The sequence below is a fragment of the Paenirhodobacter sp. genome (assembly GCF_050177655.1).
Taxonomy (GTDB): Bacteria; Pseudomonadota; Alphaproteobacteria; order Rhodobacterales; family Rhodobacteraceae; genus Rhodobacter.
In genome coordinates this window covers 20,940-33,743 of sequence record NZ_JBFXGV010000038.1, presented here as the reverse complement: position 1 = coordinate 33,743, position 12,804 = coordinate 20,940, and the positions used below count along the sequence as shown (strand labels likewise).

Sequence of the window (12,804 nt, the reverse complement as noted above, 5' to 3'; positions counted from 1 at the left end):
TTCCGATCTTAGCTGTTGCCACCGATGTTCATGCCGTTGTGGCAGGCGCTGCAGCCCTCGGACATGAAGAGCGAGAGGCCCTGTTTCTGCTCCTCGGTCATCGCCGCATCGTCGCCCTGCAGCCAGCGGTCGAAGGGCGCGTTCGGCGTGATCAGCGTGTCCTCGAAGGCGGCGATCGCGGTGGTCGCGTTCTCGAAGGTGACCGGATCGGCGGCATCGGGGAAGGCGGTGGCGAAGACCGGCGCGTAGCCCGGGATCGCCTTCAGCATCTCGACCACGTGGTTCGGGTTCGAGGCCATCTCGACCGGGTTCTGCATCGGGCCGCCGGCCTGTTCGATCAGGTTCGCGGCGCGGCCGTCCCAGAACTGGGCGAAATTATAGGCCGAGTTCAGCACCGTCGGCGAATTGCGCCCGCCTTTCTGCCAGCGGTGGCCGAGCGAGACGCTCGAATTGTCGACGCCGCCGGTCGAGAGGTTGTGGCAGGTGTTGCAGCTGATGTTGTGGGCCTCCGACAGGCGGGGCTCGAAGAACAGCATCTTGCCGAGCTCCGCCTGCGCGGGCGCGGGCGCCGGATCGGGGGCTTGCGGGATCGGTTCGAAGACGCCCTGCGCATCGGCGCGCAGCGTGGCGTCGTCGATGGCGGGATCCGCGGCCTGGGCGGTGCCGGCTTGCGCCGCGCCGAGCAGGGCGAGGGCTGCGATCAGTGGTTTCATGGCAGATACCTCCTGGGGAGAGTGGCCGACCGGCAGGGGCGGCCCGGGGTTGAGCGGCGCGACCGCGATCACCGGTCCCGGGGGGCAGGACGGGGGCGCTGGACCCGCGGGGGGCTGACCGTCTGCCGCCGCGGGAACCGGGATCGCGTCGATCTTGCGCCGAGGTCTAGCAACCCGAAGCTGACATCGCGCTGACAGCACACGTCAGCCGTGTGTCAGCCTTGCTCCGCTCGCGCGGTTTTTGCGCCCCCGCGGCGCGGCTGTCAGCTTCACGTCAGCTGCGCCTGCCTATGCTGGCCCCGCCATGAGACTGCCGCTCCTCCTCCTGTCGATCCTGCTCTCCGGCGCCGCCGGCCTGCCCGTCGCGGCGCAGGGATCGCATGACCACAACCAGGCGCAAAGCGCGCGCGCCCGCGGCGAGATCCAGCCGCTGCACGCGATCCTGCCGCAGGTCGAGCGGACATTCGGCGCGCGGCTGCTCGAGGTGGAGCTGGAGCCGAGAAACGGCCGGCTGATCTACGAGCTGAAGCTGATCAAGCCGAACGGGCGGATCTTCGAGGCGGTGGTCGATGCCGCGACCGGGGCGATCGTGCCGGACGACACGGGGGATGAGGACTGATGCGGGTGCTGGCCGTCGAGGACGATCCGCGGATCGCCGCCGATCTTGCCGCGGCGCTGGGCGAGACCGGCTTTCGCGTCGAATCCTGCGGCGATGGGGAGGCGGCCTGGTTTCTCGGCGATACCGAGGATTATGATCTCGTGGTGCTCGACCTTGGCCTGCCGCGGCTCGACGGGCTGACGGTGCTCAAGCGCTGGCGCGCGAATGGCCGCGAGATGCCGGTGATCGTGCTGACCGCGCGTAGCACCTGGACCGAGCGGGTCGAGGGGATCGACGCGGGCGCCGACGATTACCTGCCCAAACCGTTCCGGATGGAGGAGCTGGTGGCGCGGGCGCGCGCGCTGATCCGGCGCGCGGCGGGGCGCGGCAGCGCGGTGCTGAGCGCGGGGCCGATCGCGCTCGACACCAATCACATGTCGGTGCGCCGGCAGGGGCGGCCGGTGCGGACCACCGCGCTCGAATATCGGCTGCTGGCCTATCTGATGCTCAACCGCGACCGGGTGGTGCCGCCGACCGAGCTGCTCGAACATCTTTACGGCGACGACGACCTGCATGAGATCAACGCGCTCGAGGCGGTGGTCGCGCGGCTGCGGCGCAAGCTCGGGCCGGGGGTGATCGGCACGAGGCGCGGCTTTGGCTATTTCCTCGACTGCACGGGCGGGGCGGCGTGAGACGGCTTTCGCTGCGGCTTCGGCTGGCGCTGTCCGGGGCGATCACCGTGTCGCTGGCGATCGCGCTTTCGTCGGTCGGGCTTGCCGCGCTTTTCGACGCTCATGTGAAGCGGCGCGCGATCGCCGAGCTTTCGGTGCAGCTCGACCAGGTGCTCGCCGGGGTCGAGCGCGGCCCGGAGGGGGTGCTCGAACAGACCGCGATCCCCGCCGATCCGCGGTTTCAGCGCCCCTATGGCGGGCTTTATTGGCAGATCGCGGCCGAGGGGCGGATGCTGCGCTCGCGCTCGCTCTGGGATGACGAGATCCCGCTGCCGGTGGACGAGCTGCCCGACGGGGCGGAGCATGTGCATGAGCTGCCGGGCCCCGCCGGCCAGCCGCTGCTGGCGATCGAGCGCAGCGTGCTGCTGCCCGCGCGGCTGGGCGGCGCCGGCATGCGCGCCACGGTGGCGATGGACGAGACCGAGCTCGCGGCGGCGCGCAACGGCTTCATTTCCGACCTCACCCCCTATTCGGCGGTGCTCGCCGCGGCGCTGATCCTGGCCGGCTGGGTGCAGATCGCGATCGGCCTGCGCCCGCTCAAGGCGATCCGCCGGCATGTGGCCGATGTCCGCTCGGGCCGGGCGCGCCGGCTTGGCGGCGATTTCCCGGCCGAGGTGCAGCCGCTCGCAAGCGAGGTCGACGCGCTGCTTGCCGTGCGCGAGGCGGAGGTGGCGCGCGCCCGCACCCGCGCGGGCGATCTCGCGCATGGGCTGAAGACGCCCTTGCAGGCACTTCTGGGTGAGGCCGACCGGCTGCGCGCCGAGGGGCGGGGCGCGGTCGCCGCCGATATCGAGGCGATCGCCGGCGCGATGCGGCGCCATGTCGATCGCGAGCTGGCGCGCAGCCGGGTCGCGCTGCGCGGGCGCGAGGCCCGGGCCGAGGTGGCGCCGATCCTCGCGGGTCTTTTGCGCGTCGTGCGCCGCACCGGCGAGGGGGCGCGCCGCGACTGGCAGCTCGATCTGCCCGAGGGGCTGGTCGCCGCCGCCGATCCCGACGATCTGACCGAGGCGCTCGGCGCGCTGGTCGAGAATGCCGCGCGCCACGCCCGGGCGCGGGTCGTGATCTCCGCCCGCGCCGAGGCGGGCAGCCTGGTGATCTCGGTGCGCGACGACGGCCCGGGGATCCCGCCCGACCGGATCGAGGCGTTGATGGCGCGCGGCGCGCGGGCCGATACCAGCGGCAAGGGCAGCGGGCTTGGCCTCGCGATTGCGCGCGACATCGCCGAGGCGCTGGAGGGGGGGCTGACGCTGCATGCCTCCGATCCGGGGCTCGAGGCGCGGCTGACGGTGCCGCGGGCGCCGGGCCCGCCGGCGTGATCCGGGCCCGGCTCAGCCGCCAGTGCGCGCGAGGGTGCGGTATTCCGCCGGGGTCCGCCCGGTGCGGGCGCGGAACACCCGGGTCAGGTGGCTCTGGCTGGAAAAGCCGCAGGCGGCGGCCACCTCGGCGATCGGCGTCGCGCCGCGCAACAGCTCCTGCGCGCGCCGCACCCGCCGCGCGGTGACCCAGGCATGCGGCGCCATCCCGCGCGAAAGCTGGAACATCCGGTGGAAATGGTAGCCCGAAAGCCCGGTGAGCGCGGCGAGATCGTCGAGGTGGATGACCTCTTCGAGATGCGCGGCGATCCAGTCGTCGACCCGGCGCAGCTGATGCGGCGCAAGCCCGCCACGCAGCTGCGGCGCCTGTGCCGCGAGCCCGCCGATGAGCCCGGCAAGCGCGCTTTCGGCACGCAGCGGATCGCCGCTTTCGGCCGCGCCGGCAAGCGCGCGCAGCGCCCCGGCAAGCGCCGCATCCTCGGTGAAGGTCGCCTCGCGCAGATCGAGCCGGCGCGCGTCGCAGTCGTGCACCTCGGAAAACCCCGCGCGCAGACGCGCGTCGGGGATGTAGAGATGCACGAAGCGGAAGGGCGCGGTGATCTCCCATTCCGAACCGCAGCCCTCGGGCATCACGCAGATCGCGCCGGGCCGCCCCGCGATGCCCCCCGCATCGAGCCTCCGCGTGCCGGTGCCGCCCTCGAGATAAAGGCTGAAGGTGTGGTTCTGCGGCGCCTCGTAGCGGATGCGGTCGTCGTGGTTGCACCAGATCGCCACTTCGCAGCCCGCCCCGAGATCGAGGCGCGCGGTGGTGCGGGCGATGGGCGAGCGCCCGAGAAAATCGTGGACCGTGTGACGCATGGGTTCTCGGTAGCGCCGCGGCCGGCGCGGCGAAAGCCTCGGCGGACCGGTGGTGCGATTTCACCGCAAGAACGTGCAAAACCGCCGCGCCGAAATGCGCTAGGCCGGCGGCATGAGCACATTTCTTCTTTTCGCCGCCACCGTCCTGATCTGGGGCACGACCTGGATCGCCATCGCCGCACAGGTGGGGGCGGTGCCGCTTTTGCAGTCGATCTTCCTGCGCTTCGCGCTCGCGGGCCTCGTCATGCTGGCGGGGCTCGCGCTGATGGGGCGGTTACGGCGCCCGGCGCAGTGGCGCTTCGTCGTGGTGCAGGCGTTGTGCCTCTTCTCCTTCAACTTCATCGGGCTCTACAACGCCGCCGCGCTGATCCCCTCGGGGCTGGTCTCGGTGGTGTTCTCGCTCGCCTCGATCTTCAACGCGGTGAATGCGCGGATCTTCTTTGGCGAGCGGATCACCGCGCGCACGATCGCGGCGGGGGCGATCGGGGCGGCGGGGCTCGGGCTCCTGTTCAAGGACGATCTGGGCGGTGCCGCCTCGCTCGAGACGCTGCGCGGCATCGGCTGGGCGGCCTTCGGCACGATGATGTTCTCGCTTGGCAACATGGCCTCGCGGCGCAACGGGCAGCTCGGCGTGACGCCGGTCACCGCCAATGCCTGGGGCATGGGGATCGGGGCGCTGGTGCTGCTCGCGCTGATCGGGGGGACCGGGCAGGGCCTCGTGTGGCCGGAGGGCGCGCGCTACTGGGGCGCGCTTGCCTATCTCGCGCTGATCGGCTCGGTGGTCGGCTTCACCACCTATCTGCTGCTCGTCGCGCGGATCGGATCGGCGCGGGCGGGCTATGCGACGGTGGTCTTCCCGGTGGTGGCGCTGATGCTCTCGACGCTTTACGAGGGGTTCCACTGGACCCCCGCCGCGATCGCCGGGCTTGGCCTGACGCTGATCGGCAATGTCGTGATGTTCGCGCGCCGCTGAGCGGGCTCAGAGGATCTCGAGCACCGCTTCCGGTGGCCGGCCGAGCCGCGCGGCCGTGTCGGTCAGCACGAGCGGCCGTTCGATCAGCTCGGGATGGGCGGTGAGCGCGGCGAAGATGTCGTTGTCGCTCGCGTCGCGGGCAAGGCCGAATTCCCCGGCCTCCTTCCAGCGCACCAGCGCCGAGGCGGGCTGGCCAAGCCGCAGCATCGCCTCCTGCAGCTCGGCCATCGTCGGCGTGTCCTTGAGGTAAAGCCGCACCCCGGGGGCGAGGCCGCGTTCCTCGAGGAGCGCGAGCGTCGCGCGCGATTTCGAGCAGCGCGGATTGTGCCAGATCGTCAGAGCCATCTTTCCCTCCCGGTGCCCACCGCCTCGGCGACATTGGCGAAGCCGTCGCGGGCAAGCAGCGCCTCGAGGCCGCGGGCGATCTCGGGCACGAGCGAGAGCCCCTGATAGACCATCGCGCTATAGACCTGCACGGCCGAGGCGCCGGCGCGGATCTTCTCATAGGCGTCCTCGGCCGAGGAGATCCCGCCGACCCCGATCAGCGGCAGTTTTCCGGCCGTGAGCCGCGAGAGCTGCGCGAGGATGCGGGTGGACTTTTCGAACAATGGTGCGCCGGAAAGGCCGCCGGGCTGCTCCCGATCAGCACTTTTCAAACCTTCGCGCGAAAGCGTGGTATTCGTCGCGACGATCCCGTCGATCCCGGAGGACAGCGCCACCTCGGCGATCTCCTCAAGCTCGGCCGGGTTCAGATCGGGGGCGATCTTGAGGAAAACGGGGATCGGCCGGGCAAGCGCGGCGCGGGTCTCGATCACGCCCTTGAGCAGGGCGGCAAGCGCCTCCTTGCCCTGCAGGTCGCGCAGCTTCTCGGTATTGGGCGAGCTCACGTTCACCGTGGCGAAATCGAGATGCGGGCCGGCATGGCGCAAAACGGTGGCGAAATCGGCGGCGCGATCGGCGCTGTCCTTGTTCGCGCCGAGGTTCAGCCCGACCGGGATCCCCGCGGGCCGCGCGGCGAGGCGGCGGGTGATTGCCTCCATCCCCTCGTTGTTGAAGCCGAAGCGGTTGATCACCGCGCGCTCCTCGGTCAGCCGCCAAAGCCGCGGCTTCGGGTTGCCCTCCTGCGCGCGCGGCGTCGCGGCGCCGACCTCGAGAAAGCCGAAACCCGCGCGCATCAGCTGCGGCAGGGCGACGGCGTTCTTGTCGAAGCCCGCGGCGAGGCCCACCGGATTGGGCAGATCGAGCCCGGCGATCCGGGTCGCGAGCCGGGCGCAGCTCACCACCCCGGGCAGCGGCGCGAGGCCCGAGCGCAGCGCGAGCAGCGACAGCCCATGCGCGGTTTCCGGATCGAACCGGTGCAGGATCGCCATGCCGGCGCGCTCGAAAGGGGTCACAGCAGAACCTCCGGGAAGATGTGGCCCGAGCGGCCGAGCGGCAGGGCGTGATCCCAGACCACCTCGGTCAGATCGAGCGCGCGGTAGAGATGGGGGAAGAGCGCGCCGCCGCGCGAGGGCTCCCATTTCAGATCGGCGCCGAGCCGCGCCTCATCCACCGCGACGAGGACGAGGTCGCTTTCGGTGGCGAAATGTTTCGCGGCGGTCTCGGCGACCTGCACTGCGGTGGAGAAGTGGATGAAGCCGTCGGCGAGGTCGACGGGGGCGCCGAGCGTCTGCCCGGCGGCGCGGAAGGCATCCCATTCGGGGCGGCGGAAGATCTTGTAAATAAGCATCGCTTCCACATGAACCCTGCCCAGAATTTGGTCAATCCCGCCCGTGCATCCGGCGCCCGCCGCGCGGGGATTTGTCATCCCCGCGTCACCTCGCGGATTTACGCCGAAGGGCGGTTTGGCTTTTGACTTTGTGGTCAAGGTAACGCCACAGTGACAGCCATGTGACATTTCGCGGAGGTTTCCATGAACGCTCGTCTTTTCGCCACGGTTGCGGCGCTCGCGCTTTCGGCCGGTACGGCGCAGGCCGATTACACGCTGCATATCCTGCACACGAACGATCTGCACAGCCGCATTGAATCGATTAACAAATACGACAGCACCTGCGCGGCGGAGGACGAGGCGGAGGGCAAATGTTTCGGTGGCATCGCGCGGGTCAAGGCCGAGGTCGACGCGATGCGCAAGGAGCTGGCCGGGCAGAACGTGATCGTGCTCGACGCGGGCGACCAGTTCCAGGGCTCGCTTTTCTACACGACCTACAAGGGCAAGGACACCGCCGAGTTCATGAACGCGATCGGCTATGATGCGATGGCGGTCGGCAACCACGAATTCGACGACGGGCCGGAGAACCTCGCGGCCTTCGTCGACATGGTGAAATTCCCGCTGGTTTCCGGCAATCTCGACGTCAGCCAGTCGAATGTGCTCAAGGGCAAGCTGCACAAGACGCTCGTGCTCGAGGTCGGCGGGCAGAAGATCGGCCTGATCTCGGCGCTCGCCACCGACACGGTCGAGACCTCCTCGCCCGGGCCGAAGGTCATTTTCCAGGACGAGGCCGAGAGCCTGAAGGGGGACGTTGCCGCGCTTGAGGCCGAGGGCGTGACGAAGATCATCGCCTTCCCGCACACCGGCTTCGTCAAGGACAAGAAGCTTGCGGAGGAGGTGCCCGGCATCGACGCGATCATCGGCGGGCACAGCCACACGCTTTTCGGCGAGGGGGGCGAGCCCTATCCGACGATGGTGGGCAAGGTGCCGGTGGTCTCGGCCTATGCCTATTCGAAATATCTCGGCCATCTGGTGCTGACCTTCGACGACGACGGCAACCTCAAGGAGGCTTCGGGCGAACCGATCCTGCTTGACGCCAAGGTCGTGCCCGATCCGGAGATGGCGGCGCGGGTGGCGGAACTGGCCAAGCCCATCGCCGCGGTGCGCGAGAAGGTCGTGGCCGAGGCCGCCGAAGAAATCGACGGATCGCGTGAGCATTGCCGGCTCGAGGAATGCGCGATGGGCGATCTCGTCGCCGATGCGATGCTCGACCGGGTGAAGGGGCAGGGCGTGACGATTGCCATCGCGAACGGCGGCGGGCTGCGTGCCTCGATCGACCAGGGGCCGGTGACGATGGGCGAGGTCTATACCGTGCTGCCGTTCCAGAACACGCTCGCCACCTTCCAGATGAAGGGGGCCGGGGTGGTTGCGGCGCTGGAAAACGGCGTGAGCCAGGTCGAGGAGGCGGCGGGCCGCTTCCCGCAGGTCGCGGGGCTGAAATTCACCTGGGATCCGGCGCAACCGGCGGGGTCGCGGGTGAGCGAGGTGCTGGTCGAGAAGGACGGCGCCTGGGCGCCGATCGAGCCCGATACGCTCTATGCGCTGGTGACCAACAACTACATGCGCAATGGCGGCGACGGCTACAAGGTCTTCGCGGCGGAGGGGGTGAATGCCTATGACTTCGGCCCGGATCTGGCCGAGGTGACGGCGGATTACCTGGCCGCGCATGCGCCCTATACCCCCTATACCGATGGGCGCATCACGAAGAAGTAAGGTATTTCAGCGCCTTGTGCGGTGAAATTGAAGCGGGGGTTCGCCCCCGCTTTTTGCTTGCCCCGCGGCGTCCGGAGGGGAATGCTGGACGAAACCGAGAGCGGAGGGACCATGGCGGAACGCGACCCCGAGGCGCTGCTGCGCGCGCTTTTCGATACCGCGGTGGCTGCGGCCGATCCGATGCGGGCGATCCCGGCCGCCCTGCCGCCGCGGCCCGCGGGGCGCGTGGTCGTGATCGGCGCGGGCAAGGCCTCGGCGCGGATGGCCGAGGCGGTCGAAAGCGTCTGGGGCCCCTGCGAGGGGCTGGTGATCACCCGCTACGGCTATGGCCGGCCCTGCAAAGGCATCGAGATCGTCGAGGCGGCGCATCCGGTGCCCGATGCCGCCGGGATCGCGGCGACGCGGCGGATGCTCGATCTGCTGGCGGGATTGGGCGAGGGGGATTTCGTGCTCGCCCTGATTTCCGGGGGTGGCTCGGCGCTGCTCTGCGCGCCGGCGGAGGGGTTGACGCTCGCCGACAAGCAGGCGGTGAGTGCGGCGCTGCTCGCCTCTGGCGCGCCGATCGACAAGATCAACACGCTGCGCAAGCATCTGAGCGCGGTGAAGGGCGGGCAGCTTGCCGCCGCCGCCTTCCCGGCGCGGATGCTGGCGCTGGTGATCTCCGACGTGCCGGGGGACGACCTCGCCTTCATCGCCTCCGGGCCGACGGTGGGGGATGAGACGTCTGTGAAGGACGCGCTCGAAATCATTGAAACCTATCGGGTTTCGGTGCCCGCCGCGGTGCAGGAGCGGCTTGCGCGCGGTTCCGGCGTGCTTGCCCCCGACGATCCGCGGCTCGTGCTCAGTGAAACGCAGATCATCGCCGCGCCCTCGCAATCGCTCGCGGCGGCCGCCGATCTCGCGCGGGAAGCCGGCTGCGAGGTCGAGATTCTGGGCGATGCGCTTGAAGGGGAGGCCGCCGAGCTTGGCGCGGCGCAGGCGCGGATGGCGCTCACCCGGCAAGCGGCACGGCGCCCGGGCGATCCGCCGCTCCTTTTGCTCTCAGGTGGGGAATGTACAGTTTCCTTGGGGAATTCGGCCGGGATCGGCGGCCCGAATGTTGAATTTCTGCTATCGGTTGCCATCACGCTTGACGGTGCCCCGGGCATCTGGGCGCTCGCCGGAGACACCGACGGGGTGGATGGCGGGGCGGAAGTGGCGGGGGCGGTGATCGGGCCGGCGACGCTCGAGCAGGCGCGCGCCTGTGGGCAATCCCCCGCCCGCGCGCTCGCCCGTCATGACGCACATCGCTTCTTCGCGGCGCTCGACATCCAGGTCAAACCCGGGCCGACGCTTACGAATGTCAACGATTTCCGGGCCTTGCTGATCCTCTAGCGACCGAAGACGCCGCCGAGCCGGGCGTGGCGATTGACGTCCTTGTAGAGCAGGTAGCGGAACGGGCCGGGGCCGCCGGCATAGCAGGCCTGCGGGCAGAAGGCGCGCAGCCACATGAAATCGCCCGCCTCGACCTCGACCCAGTCGGTGTTGAGCTTGTAGACCGCCTTGCCCTGCAGCACGTAAAGCCCGTGCTCCATCACATGGGTTTCCTCGAAAGGGATCACCGCGCCGCGCTGCAGCGTGACGATGTTGACGTGCATGTCGTGGCGCATGTCGAGCGGCTGCACGAAGCGCGTCGTCGCCCAGCGGCCGCCGGTGCGCGGCATCGCGGCGGGGGAGTGGTCCTGCTCGTTGGTGACGAAGGCCTCCGGCACCTCGACCCCGGGCGCCGGTTGGTAGCGCTTGCGGATCCAGATGAATTTCGCGGCCTTCTGCCCGGTGGCGCGGAATTTCCACGGCAGACCGGGCGGCAGGAAGGCATAGCCGCCCTCCGCCATCGTGTGTTGACCGTCGGGCAGGGTGAGCTCGGCCCGGCCGGCGAGCATGAAGAGCACCGCCTCCGCCTCCGGGTCGGTTTCGGGCGTGTCGGAGCCGCCGCCCGGCATCACTTCGAGCACATATTGCGAGAAGGTTTCCGAAAACCCGGTCATCGGGCGGGCGAGCACCCAGAGCCGGGTGTCCGCCCAGCCGGGCAGGTAGCTCGTGGTGATGTCGCTCAGCACGCCGCGGGGGATCACGACATAGGCGTCGGTGAAGATCGCGCGGCCGGTGTGCAGCTCGGTCTGGCCGGGAAGCCCGTCGCGCGGGACGGCATAGGTGGTCATTTCAGGATGTCCTTCAGGCGGTGCCAGCCGATGCGTTCGACCTGGCGGCAGGCTTCGGCGAATTCGGTGTCGCGGTCCTGTTCGATCCGGCGCTCGAAGGCGGCGAGGATCGAGGCTTTCGTGTTGTCCTTCACCGCGATGATGAAGGGGAAGCCGAATTTCGCGACATAGCGGGTGTTGAGGTCTTCGAAAGCGCTGCGCTCGGCATCGGTGAGCGCGTCGAGCCCGGCGGAGGCCTGTTCGGCGGTGCTTTCGGCGGTGAGCCGTTTCGCCTGGGCGAGCTTGCCGGCGAGGTCGGGGTGGGCGGTGAGCACGCGCATCCGCTGGCTTTCGGAGGCGGTGCGGAAGGTGCGGGCCAGCACCGACGCCACGCCCTCGACGCAGTCATGTGCGGGGCCGAGCTCGAGATCCCAGGCGCGTTCGGCGATCCAGGGGCTGTGTTCGTAGACCCCGCCGAAGACCTGCACGAAGCGGCCGCGGGTCATCTGGCTCGGCCGTTCGAAGCGGCGATGCGGATGGGTCGCGGCCCAATGCGCGGCGATTTCTCCGCGGGTCGCGAACCAGACGCCGTCGTGGCTGCGGGCGTAGTCGAGGAAGCGCTTCAGCCCGGCGAGTTTGCCGGGGCGGCCGATCAGCCGGTTGTGCAGGCCAATCGAGAACATCTTCGCGCGGCCCTCGGCACCCTCGGCGTAGAGCGTGTCGAAACTGTCCTTGAGATATTGGAAGAACATCTCGCCGTCGATCCAGCCCGGCGAGGTGGCGAAGCGCATGTCGTTCGCCTCGAGCGTGTAGGGGATCACGAGCTGGTCGCGGTCGCCGACCTCGAGCCAATAGGGGAGGTCGTCGTCGTAAGTATCTGAAATCCAGTCGAAACCACCTTCTTCGGCGGTGAGGCGCACGGTGTTTTCGGAGCAGCGTCCGGTGTACCAGCCGCGCGGCCGTTCGCCGACGACCTCGGTGTGGATGCGGATCGCCTCGGCGATCTGGCGGCGTTCCTCCGCCTCGGGCATGTCCTTGTGCTCGACCCATTTATAGCCGTGGGAGGCGATCTCCCAGCCGGCGGTCTTCATCGCGGCGAGCTGTTCGGGGCTGCGGGCGAGAGCGGTGGCGACGCCGTAGATCGTGATCGGCAGGCCCAATGCGGTGAACAGCCGATGCAACCGCCAGAAGCCGGCGCGGGCGCCGTATTCATAGATCGATTCCATGTTCCAGTGGCGCTGGCCCGGCCACATCGCGGCGCCGGCGACGTCGGAGAGGAAGGCTTCCGAGGCGGCATCGCCGTGCAGGATGCAGTTTTCGCCCCCCTCTTCGTAGTTGAGCACCAGAGAGATCGCGACACGGGCGCCCCCGGGCCAGGCCGCGTCGGGGGGATTGGCGCCGTAGCCGCGCATGTCTCGGGGATATCGGATCATGTCTGCCTCCGTTTTTCTTCTTCTAGACCAGGGATTGGCAAAAGACTTTCACGTTTTTCCTGAAGAACATGTTGCGACTCTTGCACTGTTCAGCAAAGCGCTTCATGGCAGCCTGAGGCAAGCAGGGAAAGGATATGGCATGGCGGGATATCTGACGACTCACGTGCTGGACACGGCGCAGGGGTGCCCGGCGGCGGGGCTGCGCATCGTGCTCTACCGGATCGAGGGCAACGCACGTATCGCGGTCGCCGAGGCTGTTACCAATGCCGATGGGCGCACCGACACCCCGGTGCTACCGGTGGCGGAATTCGAGATCGGCACTTATGAGCTCGAATTTCACGCGGGGGACTATCTGCGCGCGAGCGGGCAGGGAGGGGCTGAGCCGCTGTTTCTCGATATCGTGCCGCTGCGCTTCGGGATCAGCGAGGCCGGCGCTCATTATCATGTGCCGCTCCTGCTTTCGCCCTTCGGCTACTCGACCTATCGCGGCAGCTGATTTCGGCCATTGCCCGCCGATCGACGGG

General features: G+C 69.1%; 14 protein-coding genes. 7 read left to right on the top strand and 7 right to left on the bottom strand.

Features of this window, described 5'->3' with window-relative positions:
* Positions 1-8: 8 nt before the first annotated feature.
* Entirely contained in the window at positions 9-713 is a 705-nt protein-coding gene (locus AB7U46_RS13170; protein ID WP_428337438.1) for a cytochrome-c peroxidase, read from the bottom strand.
* A 304-nt stretch (positions 714-1,017) separates the two neighbouring features.
* On the opposite strand from AB7U46_RS13170, the gene AB7U46_RS13165 reads away from it, so the two are divergent.
* The 3 genes from AB7U46_RS13165 to AB7U46_RS13155 are packed head-to-tail and all read left to right on the top strand — an operon-like array spanning position 1,018 to position 3,358.
* Positions 1,018-1,332, top strand: coding sequence for a PepSY domain-containing protein (locus AB7U46_RS13165; RefSeq protein WP_428337437.1), 315 nt, complete (start codon positions 1,018-1,020; stop codon positions 1,330-1,332).
* The gene (locus AB7U46_RS13160; protein WP_428337436.1) at positions 1,332-2,003 is read left to right on the top strand and encodes a response regulator transcription factor; all 672 of its coding nucleotides are present in this window, start codon (positions 1,332-1,334) and stop codon (positions 2,001-2,003) included. The genes AB7U46_RS13165 and AB7U46_RS13160 overlap by 1 nt, the downstream gene beginning before the upstream one ends.
* On the top strand, positions 2,000-3,358 hold the full coding sequence (locus tag AB7U46_RS13155) for a sensor histidine kinase (protein ID WP_428337435.1): 1,359 nt from the start codon (positions 2,000-2,002) through the stop codon (positions 3,356-3,358). The genes AB7U46_RS13160 and AB7U46_RS13155 overlap by 4 nt, the downstream gene beginning before the upstream one ends.
* A gap of 12 nt (positions 3,359-3,370) precedes the next feature.
* On the opposite strand, the gene AB7U46_RS13150 is transcribed toward AB7U46_RS13155, so the two are convergent.
* Complete coding sequence (locus AB7U46_RS13150; RefSeq protein WP_428337434.1) at positions 3,371-4,213, bottom strand: helix-turn-helix domain-containing protein; 843 nt, start codon at positions 4,211-4,213, stop codon at positions 3,371-3,373.
* Between the two features lie 112 nt (positions 4,214-4,325).
* On the opposite strand from AB7U46_RS13150, the gene AB7U46_RS13145 reads away from it, so the two are divergent.
* Positions 4,326-5,186, top strand: a complete 861-nt coding sequence (locus AB7U46_RS13145) for a DMT family transporter (protein WP_428337433.1) — start codon at positions 4,326-4,328, stop codon at positions 5,184-5,186.
* Positions 5,187-5,192: 6 nt separating this feature from the next.
* On the opposite strand, the gene arsC is transcribed toward AB7U46_RS13145, so the two are convergent.
* From arsC to AB7U46_RS13130, 3 genes are read right to left on the bottom strand one after another with little or no spacing between them, the layout of a single operon-like run.
* Complete coding sequence (gene arsC, locus AB7U46_RS13140) at positions 5,193-5,531, bottom strand: arsenate reductase (glutaredoxin) (RefSeq protein ID WP_428337432.1); 339 nt, start codon at positions 5,529-5,531, stop codon at positions 5,193-5,195.
* Positions 5,522-6,580, bottom strand: a complete 1,059-nt coding sequence (locus AB7U46_RS13135) for a quinone-dependent dihydroorotate dehydrogenase (RefSeq protein WP_428337431.1) — start codon at positions 6,578-6,580, stop codon at positions 5,522-5,524. Before AB7U46_RS13135 ends, arsC begins: the two co-directional genes overlap by 10 nt.
* On the bottom strand, positions 6,577-6,915 hold the full coding sequence (locus AB7U46_RS13130) for a DUF952 domain-containing protein (RefSeq protein ID WP_428337430.1): 339 nt from the start codon (positions 6,913-6,915) through the stop codon (positions 6,577-6,579). Before AB7U46_RS13130 ends, AB7U46_RS13135 begins: the two co-directional genes overlap by 4 nt.
* Positions 6,916-7,098: 183 nt before the next feature.
* Between AB7U46_RS13130 and AB7U46_RS13125 the strand changes: the two genes are divergently transcribed.
* Positions 7,099-8,667 carry a bifunctional metallophosphatase/5'-nucleotidase gene (locus AB7U46_RS13125; protein ID WP_428337429.1) on the top strand — a complete coding sequence of 523 codons (1,569 nt, stop codon included), beginning with the start codon at positions 7,099-7,101 and terminating at the stop codon, positions 8,665-8,667.
* Between the two features lie 111 nt (positions 8,668-8,778).
* Positions 8,779-10,041 (top strand): glycerate kinase type-2 family protein, encoded by a 1,263-nt coding sequence (locus tag AB7U46_RS13120; protein WP_428337428.1) that lies wholly within the window; start codon positions 8,779-8,781, stop codon positions 10,039-10,041.
* Here AB7U46_RS13120 and AB7U46_RS13115 read toward each other — a convergent pair.
* Entirely contained in the window at positions 10,038-10,868 is an 831-nt protein-coding gene (locus tag AB7U46_RS13115; protein WP_428337427.1) for a bifunctional allantoicase/(S)-ureidoglycine aminohydrolase, read from the bottom strand. The two genes, AB7U46_RS13120 and AB7U46_RS13115, sit on opposite strands and share 4 nt — an antisense overlap.
* The gene (puuE, locus tag AB7U46_RS13110; RefSeq protein ID WP_428337426.1) at positions 10,865-12,280 is read right to left on the bottom strand and encodes an allantoinase PuuE; all 1,416 of its coding nucleotides are present in this window, start codon (positions 12,278-12,280) and stop codon (positions 10,865-10,867) included. The genes AB7U46_RS13115 and puuE overlap by 4 nt, the downstream gene beginning before the upstream one ends.
* 139 nt (positions 12,281-12,419) lie before the next feature.
* Here puuE and uraH point away from each other — a divergent pair, with 139 nt between their 5' ends.
* Entirely contained in the window at positions 12,420-12,776 is a 357-nt protein-coding gene (gene uraH / locus AB7U46_RS13105) for a hydroxyisourate hydrolase (protein ID WP_428337425.1), read from the top strand.
* Positions 12,777-12,804 lie beyond the last annotated feature (28 nt).

What these genes read in the sequence shown, in the direction of transcription:
- AB7U46_RS13170 (WP_428337438.1), bottom strand. Translation starts at nt 713, where the DNA reads ATGAAACCACTGATCGCAGCCCTCGCCCTGCTCGGCGCGGCGCAAGCC.
- AB7U46_RS13165 (WP_428337437.1), top strand. Translation starts at nt 1,018, where the DNA reads ATGAGACTGCCGCTCCTCCTCCTGTCGATCCTGCTCTCCGGCGCCGCC.
- AB7U46_RS13160 (WP_428337436.1), top strand. Translation starts at nt 1,332, where the DNA reads ATGCGGGTGCTGGCCGTCGAGGACGATCCGCGGATCGCCGCCGATCTT.
- AB7U46_RS13150 (WP_428337434.1), bottom strand. Translation starts at nt 4,213, where the DNA reads ATGCGTCACACGGTCCACGATTTTCTCGGGCGCTCGCCCATCGCCCGC.
- AB7U46_RS13145 (WP_428337433.1), top strand. Translation starts at nt 4,326, where the DNA reads ATGAGCACATTTCTTCTTTTCGCCGCCACCGTCCTGATCTGGGGCACG.
- arsC (WP_428337432.1), bottom strand. Translation starts at nt 5,531, where the DNA reads ATGGCTCTGACGATCTGGCACAATCCGCGCTGCTCGAAATCGCGCGCG.
- AB7U46_RS13130 (WP_428337430.1), bottom strand. Translation starts at nt 6,915, where the DNA reads ATGCTTATTTACAAGATCTTCCGCCGCCCCGAATGGGATGCCTTCCGC.
- AB7U46_RS13125 (WP_428337429.1), top strand. Translation starts at nt 7,099, where the DNA reads ATGAACGCTCGTCTTTTCGCCACGGTTGCGGCGCTCGCGCTTTCGGCC.
- AB7U46_RS13120 (WP_428337428.1), top strand. Translation starts at nt 8,779, where the DNA reads ATGGCGGAACGCGACCCCGAGGCGCTGCTGCGCGCGCTTTTCGATACC.
- AB7U46_RS13115 (WP_428337427.1), bottom strand. Translation starts at nt 10,868, where the DNA reads ATGACCACCTATGCCGTCCCGCGCGACGGGCTTCCCGGCCAGACCGAG.
- puuE (WP_428337426.1), bottom strand. Translation starts at nt 12,280, where the DNA reads ATGATCCGATATCCCCGAGACATGCGCGGCTACGGCGCCAATCCCCCC.
- uraH (WP_428337425.1), top strand. Translation starts at nt 12,420, where the DNA reads ATGGCGGGATATCTGACGACTCACGTGCTGGACACGGCGCAGGGGTGC.